This window comes from Streptomyces sp. NPDC044002 (genome assembly GCF_056434525.1).
This window is the reverse complement of the sequence record NZ_JBWKEZ010000001.1, coordinates 93,517-106,542: the sequence shown is the minus strand read 5'-3', so window position 1 is coordinate 106,542 and position 13,026 is coordinate 93,517. Positions and strand designations below refer to the sequence as shown.

Genomic DNA, 13,026 nt, shown 5'->3' with positions numbered 1-13,026 from the left:
TTAGAGTGCGGTCTGCGCGTCCCGGCTGAGAAAGAGTTTTCCGGGAGCCCCGACAAAAAGAAGGGGGAGAGCCCCCCGGTATCCCCTCGGGGCGTCCCCCCCCGGCCGCGTGCGCGTCAGGGGTTGGGGCCGGTGGCCACGGGCCGCTCCGGGTCCGAGGACCACTGCGACCAGCTGCCCGCGTACAGGGCGGCCGGAATCCCGGCCACCTCCAGCGCGAGGACCTCGTGCGCCCCGGAGACCCCGGAACCGCAGTACACGCCCACCGCGGTGTCCCCCGCGGCGCCGAGCGCCGCGAACCGGGCGCGCAGCTCCCCGGCCGACAGGAACCGCCCGTCCGGGCCGACGTTCTCGGTGGTCGGGGCCGACACCGCGCCGGGGATGTGCCCGCCGATCCGGTCGATCGGCTCGACCTCGCCGCGGTAGCGCTCGCCCGCGCGGGCGTCCAGCAGGAGGCCCGTACGCGCCAGCGCGGCCGCGTCGTCGGCGTCCAGCAGTCCGAACGCCCCGGGGTTTGGCTTGAAATCACCCTCGGCGGGCGTCGGCGCGTCGGTGCTGAGCGCGCCGCCCGCCGCCGTCCACGCGGCCAGGCCGCCGTCCAGTACGCGCACGTTCCGGTGGCCCGTCCAGCGCAGCAGCCACCAGGCGCGGGCGGCCGCCCAGCCGAGGCCGCCGTCGTACACGACCACCGGCTCGTCGGCCCGCACCCCGGCCCGGCGCATCGCGGCGCCGAAGTCCTCCGGGTCGGGGAGCGGGTGGCGGCCGCCCGCCCCCGGCGGACCTGCCAGTTCGCGGTCCAGGTCGACGTACACGGCGCCGGGCAGGTGCCCGGCTTCGTAGGCGGGGCGCTGGTCGGGGCCGCCCAGCTGCCAGCGGACGTCCAGGAGTGCCGGCGGGCGGGAGCCGGCCAGCTCGCCCCGCAGTTCGGAGGCCGAGAGAATCGCAGTCATGGGCCCATCTTCCTCCCCGCCCTCGAACCCGTGTAACAAGCCCGACATCGACGGGGCGCAGTGATTCGGACATCTCTGTTCCGCACCCCGGTCGCGCGGCCGGTCGGGGCACACGGGGTGCCGCGGAGTGCAAGCATCTGCGGGGAACAGGGACACGACGGCGGGAGACGGCTGACATGACGGAGGCATCGGGGGCTTCGCGGCGCACGCCCGGCACACCGTGCTGGGTGAGCCTGATGGTGCACGGCCTCGGGAGCACGGAGGACTTCTACGCCGACCTGTTCGGCTGGGAGTACGAGCCCGGCCCCACCCAGTTCGGCCCGAGCGTCCGGGCCTTCCTCGACGGCCAGGAGGTCGCCGGGATCGGCGAGATGCCGCCGGACCGGCATCTTCCGGTGGCGTGGACCACGTACTTCGCCACGGACGACGCCGACTGCACCGCCGAGTCCATCCGCTCCTGCGGCGGCACGGTCGCCGTGGGCCCGCTCGACGCGGGGGCGGCGGGACGGATGGCGATCTGCTCCGACCCGCTGGGGGCGATCTTCGGGATCTGGCAGACGGACGGGCACCCCGCGGCCCGCCCGGCGGGGGCGGCGGGCACCCCGGTGTGGAACGAGCTGCTCACCCAGGAGTCCTCGACGGTCGGCAAGTTCTACGAGCACGTCTTCGGCCACGAGGCCGAGCCGCACCCGGACGTGCCGTCCGACTTCGACTACCTGACACTGCGCCTGGGCGGCCGTCCGGTCGCCGCCGTCCACGGCGTCGGCCGGTCGCTGCCGCACGACCGGGGGCCGCACTGGATGACGTACTTCGAGGTGGCGGACCCCGACGCGGCCGCCGCCCGGGTCGCCGAGCTGGGCGGCCGGGTCGTCACCCCGCCCCGGGAACGGATCACGGGCCGGCTGGCCGTGGTCGCGGACCCGGAGGGAGCGGTCTTCGCCCTGGTCCGGACGCCCTCCGGTACCTAGACGGGCTAGACGGCCTGGAGCGGCAGCAGCTGCGGACGCTTCGCGGTGCGGCCGTCGCCGGAGGAGGTGCCGCGCAGCCGGCGGCCGAGCCAGGGGCCGAGGAACCCGGCCACCCAGGCCGCCTCGGCGGCCACGGCCCCGGCGAGCGCGCGGGGCGGCCGGGGCGGCAGCGGCTCCTTCCAGCCATCGCCGCTGCCCGGCAGCTCCAGGGCCTCGGCCAGGGCTGCGGCGATCCGGGCGTGGCCGAGGGGGCTGGCGTGCAGCCGGTCGGCGGTCCACAGCCGCGGGTCGGTGGCGACGGCCGCCCGGCCGGTCTCGGCGACCACCACCCCGTGGCGGGCGGCCGCGGCGCGGATGCGGGTGTTGAGCTCGCTCACGCGGGGGCTCAGCGGCCGCGCCAGGGGGGCGATGCGCGCCACGTCGGGGAAGGTCACGGTGGCCACCCGGGCCCCGGCGGCGGTGAGCGCGGCGAACACCTCCTCCAGCTCCCCGGCCACCTCGGCGGCGTCGAAGCGCGGCCGGAGCAGGTCGTTGACCCCGGCGACGACGGTCACGAGGTCCGGCCGCAGCTCCAAGGCGGGCCCGAGCTGTTCGGCGCGGACCTGTCCGGCGAGCCGGCCCCGGACGGCGAGGTTCGCGTACCGCAGCCCGGGGGCGGCGGCCGCGAGGTGACCGGCGAGGCGGTCGGCGAAGCCGCGCAGGCCCACCGTGTCGTCGCCGTCCCCCAGCCCCTCGGTCTGGCTGTCGCCCAGGGCGACGTAACGCAGGTACTCAGGCTTCCGCACGGGTGCTCCCCTCCCTCTCGTCCCTCTTGCCCAGTACGTCCGCGGCGCGCAGGCACCAGTCCCGGTGGCCCTCCTCGAAGGCCACCCCGCGCAGGCAGGTCAGGTAGCCGCCGATCCGCTCGCCGCGCAGCAGGAACTCCTCCTCGTCCAGCTCGCCGCGCATGTCCCGCAGCAGCCCGCGGAGCATCTCGATCTTGGCCTCGGCGGCGGCCGCCCGTTCCAGGAGCTGCCCGATGACCGGGGCGGTGCCGACGCGGTCGGCGCTCTGCACCTTCACGAGGAGGTCGTCGCGGATCGAGGAGGGCTTGGACGCCGCCCCGGCGAACCGCTCCAGTTCGGCGCGGCCGGCGTCGGTGACCCGGAACACCCGCTTGTTCGGCCGGGACTCCTGCACCACCTCCCGGCCCGCGACCAGCCCGTCCGCCTCCAGCCTCGCCAGTTCGGCGTACAGCTGCTGGGGCGAGGCGTGCCAGAAGTTCGCGACGCTGATGTCGAAGGCCTTCGCCAGCTGGTAGCCGCTGTACTCGCCGTCGAGCAGCGCCGCCAGCACCGCGTGCCGCAGAGCCATGGCCGCTCCCCCTTCCCTTTCCGTACCCGCAGCGGCACCATACTCAAAAACATGACTACTCGCATTCTTGAGTAAGCGCCGGGCATCACCGGCAGGAGGAGGGCCACATGGGGACCGTGGACACGGCGGGCACCGCCGAACGCTTCCGCGCCGCCGTGGAGAAGCGCGACCTGGCCGCGCTGGACGACCTGTTCACCGACGACATCCGGCTCTACAGCCCGGTGAAGTTCAAGCCGTTCGAGGGCAAGGCCGCCGTCCTCGGCCTCTTCGGCGTGCTGCTGCGCACCTTCGAGGACCTCCGCTACCTCGGCCGGCTGGACGGCGGCGCCGAGACCACGTCCGGCGGCGGGGAGGCCCCGACGGTGATCCTGCCCTTCCGCGCGCTGGTGGCGGGCAAGCAGATCCACGGCATCGACCAGCTCCAGTTCGACGACGCGGGCCGGGTCAAGGAGTTCACGGTGATGGTCCGCCCCCAGTCCGCCGTCCAGGCCCTGGGCCAGGCGGTCCTGACCGGCCTGATCGCCGACGGCCTCGCCCCGGAGGCCTGACGGGAATTCAAGTCGACGCCCCGAGCGGCCCCTTGGTCACATCACCCGGCAAGTACTTGCTACATTGGCAAGTACTTGCCGGGTGTTTGCGCACGGAGCCGCCCGGCCGCCATTCAGGGGGACGTCATGACCGAACAGGCCGCCGCCGCAGCGGCGTTGAAGGGGATCGCACGCATCGAGGCCGGCACGCGGCAGCGCAGCCGGCGGCTCACCGGCTGCCTGTGGGCCTTCGCGGGGTGGCAGCTCGTCCTCGTCCCCACCGTGGTGCTGTGGCACGGGCGGACGGGCACGCTGGTCAGCACGGTGGCGAACGCCGTAGTGGTGATGGCGCTGTCCGCGTTCGCCACGCGGCAGCCGGCGGTCCCCCGGGGCCACGGCCGCCGCTACCTCGGCGCGATCGGCGCGTGGGCAGCCGCGTACGTGCTGTCCCTCGCCCTGGGCCTCACTCTCTTCGCGGACAGCACCGCCTTCGCGGCCGCGGCCGCCCTGCTGTGCGCGCTGCCGCCCGCCGCCGCGGCCTGGCGGGAGGTCCGAGCCGCATGACGACTCCGGCCGACCGGACCCCGCACCCGCGCCACGCGCTCGCCCCGCTGCTCTCCTCGGCCGTGCGCCTGTCGATCGTGGCGGCCCTCGCGCCCGTGGAGAAGGCCGAGTTCGCCTACGTACGGGACCTCGTGGAGATCACCGACTCCGCGCTGTCGAAGCAGGTCGCGCGGCTGGAGGAGGCGGGCTGGGTGACGGTCGAGAAGGGGCGGGTCGGGCGCCTGCCGCGGACCTGGCTGCTCCTGACCGGGGAGGGCCTGGCCGGCTACCGGCGGCACGTCGCCGCCCTCACCGCCATCGCGGGCCCTCCGCACTGACCCCGGCGTGTCGCCGTCCGGCCGGCGGGGCCGCGGTACGAGGATGTGGCCGGCGTTACCGCACCTGACGGACCGCGCCCACGCGGCTACGCACCGCCCCGGGGAGCCGCCCACGAGTACTGTGGAAGGGCTCCCGGGGGCGCACCGGCGGATGGGATACACCGTGTCGACATCGAGTCACGAAACGTTCGGCGCGCCCTGCTGGGTCAGCCTCATGGCCCGCGACCTCGACGCGTCGAAGGAGTTCTACAGCGCGGTCCTCGGATGGGAATTCGGCCCCGCCCACCTCGGCGAGGCCTTCGCCGTCGGCTTCGCCTCCGGGGTCCCGGTGGCCGGGATCGGCGCACTGCCCCCGACTCTCAGCATCCCCGTCACCTGGACCCCGTACTTCGCGGTGGACGACGCCGACGTCACCGCGGCCCGCATCCGGGAGCGCAGCGGGACCGTCGCCGTCGGCCCCCTGTCCTTCGGCACCGGCCGGGCCGCGCTCGCCGCCGACCGGGACGGGGCGGTCTTCGGGATCTGGCAGGGCGAGGCGATCCCGGACTGGGGCATGGGCGGCGAAGCCGCGCCGGCCTGGCTGGAGCTGCACACCCGGAACGCCTTCGACGCCGCCATCTTCTACGGCGAGGTCCTGGAGTGGGCCTGCGACCACGCCGGCTGCTGCGAGGTGGCCTACGTGGAGGAGGACGACCGCATCCTGCTCCGCCGCGCGGGCCGGACCGTGGCCCGCCTGCACGGCGGCACGCTCGCGGAGGCCCCGGACCCGCACCTGAGGCCGCGCTGGCGCGCCCACTTCCGGGTCCCCGACCTCGACGCCGCGGCGGAGGCCGCCACCGCGCTCGGCGGCACCGCCGTCCCCGCGGCGGACTCCGCCTTCCCCCACGAGCGCACCCTGCGGGACCGCGACGGCGCCGCGTTCAGCATCGTCGGCCCGGCCGCACCGGGCCGCTTCTGAGCCGGCCCGGGCACCCACCGCTCACGACGCCCCTCAGCCGGGCCGGTACTCGGCCCAGGTCTTGGGCGTCTCGGAGACCCTGACGGCCGTGAGCTCGGGGATCCGTTCCGTCCAGAGGTCGTGGATCCACACGGCGAGGTTCTCCGCCGAGGGCGAGGTACCCCCCCCCCATCGCCTCATTGAGGTGACGGTGGTCGAGGGTCTCGTCCACCCACGTCTTGAACGCGTCGAGATCCCGGTAGTCCCTCACGAAGCCGGCCTCCGTGAGGTCCTCCCGGCGGCCGCGGAGTTCGATGACCACGACGTAGTTGTGCCCGTGCATGCGGGCGCAGGGGTGCCAGCCCGGAAGCCGGTCGAGAACGTGGCTGGCCGAGAAGTGGAACTCCTTGGTGATCGTCAGCATGGCCACCCCAGTCGGCCCGCGAGCGGCGGAACTCCGCCCGGCATGAGTGCTTCGCGCATCACCGATCGACCTCGCCGGCGCCGAGAATGGCGCGGTTGAGGGAGACACCGGTCAGGAAGCGCTCCCGCACCGCGTCATCGGCGATCAGGTCCGCCTTGCGCAGGACCGCACCCCTGGCGCGGTCGAGCAGGCCCCGCGCCTCGTCCTCGAACCCCCGGTCCGAGAGGACGAGCGCCGAGTGGTAGAGGACCTCCTCGGTCCGCAGCGCGGGCATGTCCCCGACCTCGCCCAGGATCCGCAGTGCCTCCCGCGCATGCTCCTCGGCCCCCTCCGCGTCGCCCTTGCGCACCAGGATCCGGCTGCGCAGGGAGTGCGCGGCGATCTCGCTGCGCACCATGCCGCTGCGCCGCGTCTCGACGCACGTGGCGACCGCCAGCCGCTCCGCGGCGTCGAGCTGCTCCCCGTACTCCCCCGCGTCGGCGAGGAGCACCTCCGCATAGAGGTTGCGCACGATGGGGACCAGATTGGCCAGCCACGTCCGCTCGGTTTCCGCCCAGGCCTCGGCGATCAGCCGGCGGCCCTCCTCCCGGTCTCCCGAACGCCTCGCGACGATACGGGCGAGGAGCGCGGCGTTGTAGGCGTGCCAGGCGCTGTCACCGCCGCGGTCCGCCTCGAAATCGAGGGCCTCGCGCAGGGCCTCCTCCGCCTTCCCGTGGTCCCCGAGGCCCATGTGCACCTGGGCGAGGTAGTTGAGCGCTATGGGCAGCTCCGCCTTCAGCGGCTCCTCGCGCAAGCGCGCGACGCACCGGGTCAGCCTCGTCAGCGCCTCGGTGAGGTACCCGCTGTCGAAGAGGGTGATGCCGAGCTGCATCTCCCCCAGGTTGCGGGCGTGCTGGAGGACCGGCTCCCCGCTGCCCCCGAGGCGCGGGTCCGAGGCGTACATGCGTTCCGCCTCGCGGAGCTGCGCGAGGCCGTCGGCGAGCCTGCGCTTGGAGACCTGCCGGCCGTACTCGACCCGGGCCACGAAGAGGGGTACCGGGTCCCCGTGCTCCTCGGCCAGCTCCACGGCGGCGGCCAGCTTGTCCAGTGAGGGTACGAGTCCCTGCGTGGCGAGGAGGGTCTTGCCGCGCAGCAACGTCGCACGGATGGCCAGTCCGGGCTCCGCGCACCGCCTCGCCGCGGCCTCCGCCTCGGCCGCCAGGTCGTCGATGTCGGGTCCGCCCGCAGGGCGGCTCTGCCCCCGCCAGCGCACCTCGGTCAGCGAGAGGAGCAGCTCCACGGCCTGCACGAAGCGCCGGTCCCGTCCCTCGGTCCCCACCGGCAGGTCCCGGGCGGCCCTGATCACTTCCTCACAGTGCCGCTCGGCCTCGGAGAAGGACAGTCCCTCCGTGGCCGCGTCCCGCGCGAGCGCGAAATGGGCGTCGGCCGATGCGGCCAGACAGGTGGGCCCGCCCCGTCTCAGGTGCCCTGCGATCTCCAGCCTCCGCTCCAGCGAGGTGGTCTCCGGCCGTGCCTGGCCGAGGGCCGCCGCGATGCGCGCGTGCCGCGACCGCATCTGCTCGGCGCTCTGCTGTGCGTAGACGACGCTCCACAGCGCGCGGTGCTCGAAGCGGTAGCAGTCCGACGGCTCCCAGCGCGCCCACGCGGGCGGCTCCTCGGGGACGAGCAGGCGGTGGTCCCGCGCGATCAGCCGCAGCCGCTCCATCACGACGTCGTGCGGCACACCCGTGACCGCCGCGACCGTGCCCGACAGGAACACCTCCCCCTGGGCCGCCCCGGTGACGAGCAGGGCACGGTCCTGTTCGGTCAGCGTGCGCAGCCGCTCCTCCACCACCCTCGACAGGGTGGGGGGCAGGGCCACGTCGGCCCCGTGGCCGGGGCTCCACTCCTCCAGGCAGAGCGTCACGAATATGGCGTGGCCGCCCGTCAGTTCCGCCAGCCGGTGCGAGAGGGCGGGCGGGGCCGCCGGGTGCCGCTGGGCGACGAGTTCGGCGATCGCGTCCTGCGGCAGTCCCCCCATCGTCCTGCGCCGCAGCAGTCCCTCGCCGGACCAGCGGTGCAGCAGCGCCTCGATCCTGGATTCGCGGCCGTCCGCGTACGCCCCGTCGCTCGTGTGGCCGAGCACGAGGGCGAGCCGCTCCTGCGGGAGTCTGCGCAGGAGCTGGTCGAGGACGAACTGGCTGCTCTCGTCGATGTGCTGGACGTCGTCGATCACGAGCACGGTCGGCGGGCCCTGCCGGACCACCTCCAGCAGACCGTCCACGATCCGGAGGGCCGCCGCGTGCCGGAAGGGCAGCAGGCTGTCGAAGGGCATCGACCCGGAGTCGAGGGAGGCCTCGGTGATCTCCCGTCCCAGGGTGAACACCGCCCCGAGTCCGGGGACGATCGCGGACAGCACCTCCGGTGCCGATCGGACCACCCCCTGCCCGGTGGCGCCGAGCATCCTCCTGAACACGCCGCGCCGCTTGGGTTCCTGGTCCTCCCCGATCTTCAGGAGCAGATCGAGCACCGGCCCGTACATCAGGTCCGGTCCGATGCCGGGCCGGCACACGGTCGACACGATCCGGCACCTCGCGGGGCCCGCGGACGCGGCGGCCTCCGCCTCGAACGCCCTCAGCAGAGCCGACTTGCCCATTCCCGACGCACCGTCGAAGGCGAGGGCCTGGCCGCCCCGTCCCTCCACGAGAGCCGCCAGGACCGAACGCAGTTCCTCCATGTGCTCGACGCGATCGACGAATCCGATCGGCACCCCACGTCCCCCGTCCCGTGTTTCCGGCAGAGCTTCCCGGCCCGTCTCGGCAGGCCGCCGCCAACGGTAGATCATCCGGGTTCGTCCCGCCCGTGACTCGGCGAGATCGGCTCATCCGGATGCCCGCTGCCGGCCGGGGGCCCGCCCGGGGGACCAGGCCCCGGTCACCAGTACAGGAGCCAGCGTCCGTCGCACCACACCCCGTGTCCCTGGAGGGTGAGCCGCTCGTCGTCGGGTTCGACGCGCGTGCTGGGGGCGACCTGGTGCAGGGTGTGGCCGGAGTGGATCACCATCTGGCCGGGCGTGTACGGGACGTACTGCTGGGTGTGGAAGCGTTTGAGGTCGGAGGCGCCCTCGATCCAGCCCTTCTCCGAGGCCCGGCGGAAATCCTCGTAGGTCGCGTCCCAGATGTTCAGGCCGCCGCCGGCCGCGGGCAGTCTGATGGGCAGGGTGAAGGACAGCAGACGGGTCAGGTCGGTCCCGGGGGGCCAGGTGAAGGCCCGGTACTGCATGTCGAAGTGCACGGGCGCCTTGGGCTTGGTGAACACGGCGGCGGACAGCCACACGTGGAAACCGGGCAGGGCGAGGTGCCCGGGATAGTCGACGGGGGCACCGAGGTGGCGTGCGAGGAGGTCCGCGAGCCGCTCGTACAGCAGTCCGAAGGACTTCCACAGGAGCGGCCTGGAGTCGTCGGCCCGCTGCTGGTACGCGCCGGACTCCGGGTTCTCGGCGAGGTCGAGGTAGCTGGGCGTGCCCAGGGTGAAGAAGGCGGCGGGTTCCGGGCCGCGCGGTATCCAGTGCTCGCGCAGGCCGTGCACGGCGTCGCGCAGCGCGGCGCTGTCGGCTCCGGTGAGCACGGTCAGCCGGTCGATCACGAGGGCCTCCCCCTCAGCAGTGCGAGAAGCGATGCGGTGATGTCACCGCCGAGCCGCCGGTCGTACCAGTCGTACGCCGGCATCGGATTGACCTCCAGGCACCAGTGGGTGCCGTCCTCGGCGACCTTGAAGTCCCAGCCCGCGAAGGTCATGCCCAGGTCCGCGGTGTGGCGGACCACCTGCGCGGCGACCGGCCCGGGCAGCTCGCACGGGGTGAACAGCGCGTCGGGGTCCGTCCGGTAGTCCACCGCACCGGAGACGATCTCCTCGGCGTGCACCCGGTCGTGGACGACGTGGGCGCGGACGTCCCGGCCCTCGACGTAGCGCTGCAGGTGCACCGGTCCCTGCCGGGGGTCGAAGCCGGCCAGCTCACCGGGGCGGATGAGCCGGCTGGTGGCCCGTACCCCGGACACGGCCTTGACCAGGGTCGGCCCGGCCTCCGCGAAGGCCCGCAGCCGCTCCGGCGAGGAGCTCGTGATGCTGGCGGGCACCCTGAAACCGGCACGGGTCAGTGACCATTCGTGGAGTGGCTTGGACCCGTTGTCGGAGCGGATGGAGGGACGGTTGACGACCAGGCCCGGGATGTGGTCCAGCCAGGCCGTGAGGGCCGTGGTGAGCCAGCGCCAGCGCAGCGCCTGCTCCCGGTCCTCCTGCAGGGCCGACAGGTCGTTGATCCGGCAGTAGTACGACCCCATGGGGTCGAGGGTGTGGTCGCCGAGGAGCGCCCGGCGGTCCCCGCCGATGGCCAGCCGCCAGTCGCCCCGCCGCGCCACCTCCCGGAGGTCGACGGTCTCGACGTGGACGCCGCGGGCCCCGGCCTCGGTGGTGAAGTGCGCGATCGTGCTCTCGGAGGCGAGTCCGATGGTGTAGATCATGGGAAGAGCACCTTCAGGAGTCGGGGGCCGAACCCGAGCCAGACCATGCGCAGCTGCTCCACGTCGGGGAACGGCTCGACCACGACCGGATGCGCCCGCTGCAGGTCCGGGGATATCCGCCAGACCACGGAGGCCAGTTCGAGGCCGAGCCGCGCGACGATCCCGGTGCTGCGCTCCTCCAGACGGAGCCCGCCGAGTTCGACGGAGCTGCAGGGCCATGCGTGGTCGCCGAAGACCACCACGTTCTCGAAGAGGGGATCGGGGTCCGACCACCTCGCACGGTAGGGGCCGGATCCCGGCGACCGCTCCGGCCAGGGCCGTGTCGTCCACGAGGCCAGGTCCTGCACCCACCACTGGGCGCCCTCCCCCGCCCCGGCTTCCCCCGCGCCCTCCGCGGAGCCGTCGGGCTCGGGGGGCTCGGGGGGCCCGGAGGAGAACACCTCCACCGAGCCTGCGGGCAGCCCGGCCCGCAGTTCGGTGAGGGCTGCGGACGCGGAGACACTGGTGCCCAGGCCGCCCGGTGCCGGACGGTTGATCACGGGTGCCGCGGTCAGCGCGGCGACGGCCCACAGGTGGGCGAGGCACTCGTTCAGCTGGAACTCGGCGTCGAAACTGATCCGGAGGAGGGGCGGGGCGGGCAGTCGCAGCATCATCGGCAGCGCGGGCTCGACGACGGGAGCGGCGCCGTCGCCGACGGTGACGGTGAACGTCTGCGCGGCGTCGAACACGTCGAGGACCACGGCCTCGTGCCCGCTCTCCACCACGTAGTCGCGCACCTCGGTCGCCACGGGGTCCTCGGGGTCGGCGACGACGACCAGCCCGGAGAAGCCGGCGTGGGGCACCTCAGATGACGACACCGCGCCTCCTCAGCAGCCGGTTGATCCGCGAGGACCGCAGCTCCGCCGCGGTCTCCTGCTCTTCCGTGAGGGGTTCCGCCGGAGCCGGGGCCGCCTGCGACATGCCGGAGGCGTCCGGACGGTCGCCCGGTCCGGGGCCGCGGGCACGGTCGGATCCGGGGTCCGCGCGGGGGGAACCGGCCGGAGGCCGCACGAAGGCGGCCGTCCCGGACGGCGCCATGGCCCCGTCGAAGCCGTCCTTGCCGTCCTTGCTGTCCTTGCCGTCCTTGAAGTCCTTGGTCTCCTTCCCCTCCTTTCCGTCCTTGGTGTCCTTGGTGTCCTTCGAGTCCTTGTAGTCCTTGTAGTCCTTCGTCTCCTTGCCGTCCTTGCCGTCCTTCGTGTCCTTGGTGTCCTTGTAGTCCTTGGTGTCCTTGGCGTCCTTCGTGTCCTTGTAGTCCTTGTAGTCCTTGGTCTCCTTGGTGTCCTTGCCGTCCTTGAGGTCCTTGTGCTCCTTGCCGTCCTTCCACCTCTTGCGCGCCTCGTGCGGAGCCGCGGCGGCGGCCGCGTCCGCCTCCGCCTCCGTCTCCGCGGGATCGGAGAAGGTACGGCCCCGTTGGGGTGCCCCCGTGAGCATCCCGGTGACATCGCGCCGTTCGGCAGCCGACAGGAAGGGCCGCACCCGTGATTCGTCGACGGTCCACGTCATTGGTCCACCTCTTCTGCGGTCGGCCCGGCCCCGGCCCGGTACCGCCGCAGCGCGGCGCCGAGACGGCTCTGGGCTTCCCCGTGATGCGGGTTGAGGTTGAGGACGAGGTGGGAGACGCCCAGTGCCTCGTACCGGCACAGGCCCCGGGCCACGTCCTGCGGTGATCCGGTCAGGACGTCGGCGCCCGGCGGGACCTCCGCACCGCGGCCGTCCTCCCCCTCGACGCTCACGTTGACGCCGAGCGTGATGCCCAGCGTCCCCGGATCGCGCCCTTCCTTCAGACAGCTCTCCCGCACCGTGGAGAGGACCTCCACGGCACCGGCCGGAGAGCCGAACCAGCAGGAGTTCCACAGGTCCGCGTACCGCGCCGCCAGCGCCATCGTCCGCGGCCGGTGCGCACCCACCAGAACGGGCGGGCCGCCGGGCCGAGGCCCCCGGGGACGCAACTCGCCGTCGCGCAACCAGTAGTGGCGGCCGGTGAAATCGGCGCGGCCCGTCCGCAGCAGTGGAACGATCAGCTGCAGCGCCTCCTCGAAGCGGTCCACCCGGTGGTCGAACGGGACACCGAATGCTTCGAACTCCGGCAGGTGCCAGCCGCTGCCCAGGCCGAGGATGAGACGGCCCCCGCTGACCTCGTCGAGGGTGACGGCCATCTTGGCCAGTACGGCCGGATTACGGAACGCCGTGCACGTCACGAGCGAGCCGAGTTCGACCCGCTCGGTCGCCTCGGCGAGCGCCGCCAGCACGGTCCAGGACTCCCAGATGCCCTCGCTCGTCCCGTCCTCGCCGCGGAACAGCAGATGGTCGAAGACCCACAGCGAGTCGAACCCCGAGTCCTCGGCCTGCAGGGCGAGCGATCTGATCTCCTCGTACGAGGGCTGACCCCACGGGTACTCGGAGAGAGGCAGAACAAGGCCGATCTTCATCGTTCCCCCCGGACGGCTC

14 protein-coding genes and 1 pseudogene are annotated in these 13,026 nt (G+C 73.4%); 5 read left to right on the top strand and 10 right to left on the bottom strand.

The genetic code is table 11. From position 1 onward, the window contains the following. Positions 1-116: 116 nt before the first annotated feature. A complete protein-coding gene (locus AC07A6_RS00435) occupies positions 117-950 on the bottom strand; it encodes a sulfurtransferase (RefSeq protein ID WP_478775437.1) in 834 nt (277 codons plus the stop codon). Between the two features lie 176 nt (positions 951-1,126). Between AC07A6_RS00435 and AC07A6_RS00430 the strand changes: the two genes are divergently transcribed. After that, positions 1,127-1,918 carry a VOC family protein gene (locus AC07A6_RS00430; protein ID WP_362461644.1) on the top strand — a complete coding sequence of 264 codons (792 nt, stop codon included), beginning with the start codon at positions 1,127-1,129 and terminating at the stop codon, positions 1,916-1,918. Between the two features lie 5 nt (positions 1,919-1,923). On the opposite strand, the gene AC07A6_RS00425 is transcribed toward AC07A6_RS00430, so the two are convergent. Then, positions 1,924-2,703: an SGNH/GDSL hydrolase family protein gene (locus AC07A6_RS00425; protein WP_478775436.1), complete on the bottom strand. Its 780-nt coding sequence runs from the start codon at positions 2,701-2,703 to the stop codon at positions 1,924-1,926. Next, positions 2,690-3,271 carry a PadR family transcriptional regulator gene (locus AC07A6_RS00420; protein ID WP_478775435.1) on the bottom strand — a complete coding sequence of 194 codons (582 nt, stop codon included), beginning with the start codon at positions 3,269-3,271 and terminating at the stop codon, positions 2,690-2,692. The genes AC07A6_RS00425 and AC07A6_RS00420 overlap by 14 nt, the downstream gene beginning before the upstream one ends. Positions 3,272-3,378: 107 nt before the next feature. Between AC07A6_RS00420 and AC07A6_RS00415 the strand changes: the two genes are divergently transcribed. From AC07A6_RS00415 to AC07A6_RS00400, 4 genes are all read left to right on the top strand, one after another. Then, on the top strand, positions 3,379-3,819 hold the full coding sequence (locus tag AC07A6_RS00415; protein WP_385765941.1) for a nuclear transport factor 2 family protein: 441 nt from the start codon (positions 3,379-3,381) through the stop codon (positions 3,817-3,819). A gap of 126 nt (positions 3,820-3,945) precedes the next feature. Next, positions 3,946-4,362, top strand: coding sequence for a hypothetical protein (locus AC07A6_RS00410; protein ID WP_478775434.1), 417 nt, complete (start codon positions 3,946-3,948; stop codon positions 4,360-4,362). Further along, positions 4,359-4,679 (top strand): winged helix-turn-helix domain-containing protein, encoded by a 321-nt coding sequence (locus tag AC07A6_RS00405; protein ID WP_478775433.1) that lies wholly within the window; start codon positions 4,359-4,361, stop codon positions 4,677-4,679. Before AC07A6_RS00410 ends, AC07A6_RS00405 begins: the two co-directional genes overlap by 4 nt. Before the next feature lie 151 nt (positions 4,680-4,830). Beyond that, on the top strand, positions 4,831-5,637 hold the full coding sequence (locus tag AC07A6_RS00400) for a VOC family protein (RefSeq protein WP_385765949.1): 807 nt from the start codon (positions 4,831-4,833) through the stop codon (positions 5,635-5,637). Positions 5,638-5,670: 33 nt separating this feature from the next. Here the strand turns inward: AC07A6_RS00400 and AC07A6_RS00395 are convergent. From AC07A6_RS00395 to AC07A6_RS00365, 7 genes and pseudogenes are all read right to left on the bottom strand, one after another. Then, positions 5,671-6,040, bottom strand: a pseudogene (locus AC07A6_RS00395) (6-pyruvoyl trahydropterin synthase family protein). Positions 6,041-6,098: 58 nt separating this feature from the next. Then, positions 6,099-8,789 (bottom strand): AAA family ATPase, encoded by a 2,691-nt coding sequence (locus AC07A6_RS00390; RefSeq protein WP_478775432.1) that lies wholly within the window; start codon positions 8,787-8,789, stop codon positions 6,099-6,101. Positions 8,790-8,953: 164 nt separating this feature from the next. Then, positions 8,954-9,664 (bottom strand): hypothetical protein, encoded by a 711-nt coding sequence (locus tag AC07A6_RS00385; protein ID WP_386272416.1) that lies wholly within the window; start codon positions 9,662-9,664, stop codon positions 8,954-8,956. Further along, the gene (locus AC07A6_RS00380) at positions 9,661-10,539 is read right to left on the bottom strand and encodes an ATP-grasp domain-containing protein (RefSeq protein WP_386272418.1); all 879 of its coding nucleotides are present in this window, start codon (positions 10,537-10,539) and stop codon (positions 9,661-9,663) included. The genes AC07A6_RS00385 and AC07A6_RS00380 overlap by 4 nt, the downstream gene beginning before the upstream one ends. Beyond that, positions 10,536-11,396, bottom strand: coding sequence for a hypothetical protein (locus AC07A6_RS00375; protein WP_478775431.1), 861 nt, complete (start codon positions 11,394-11,396; stop codon positions 10,536-10,538). The genes AC07A6_RS00380 and AC07A6_RS00375 overlap by 4 nt, the downstream gene beginning before the upstream one ends. Next, positions 11,383-12,081 (bottom strand): hypothetical protein, encoded by a 699-nt coding sequence (locus tag AC07A6_RS00370; RefSeq protein WP_478775430.1) that lies wholly within the window; start codon positions 12,079-12,081, stop codon positions 11,383-11,385. The genes AC07A6_RS00375 and AC07A6_RS00370 overlap by 14 nt, the downstream gene beginning before the upstream one ends. Further along, positions 12,078-13,007: an LLM class flavin-dependent oxidoreductase gene (locus AC07A6_RS00365; RefSeq protein ID WP_478775429.1), complete on the bottom strand. Its 930-nt coding sequence runs from the start codon at positions 13,005-13,007 to the stop codon at positions 12,078-12,080. The genes AC07A6_RS00370 and AC07A6_RS00365 overlap by 4 nt, the downstream gene beginning before the upstream one ends. Between the last annotated feature and the right edge of the window lie 19 nt (positions 13,008-13,026).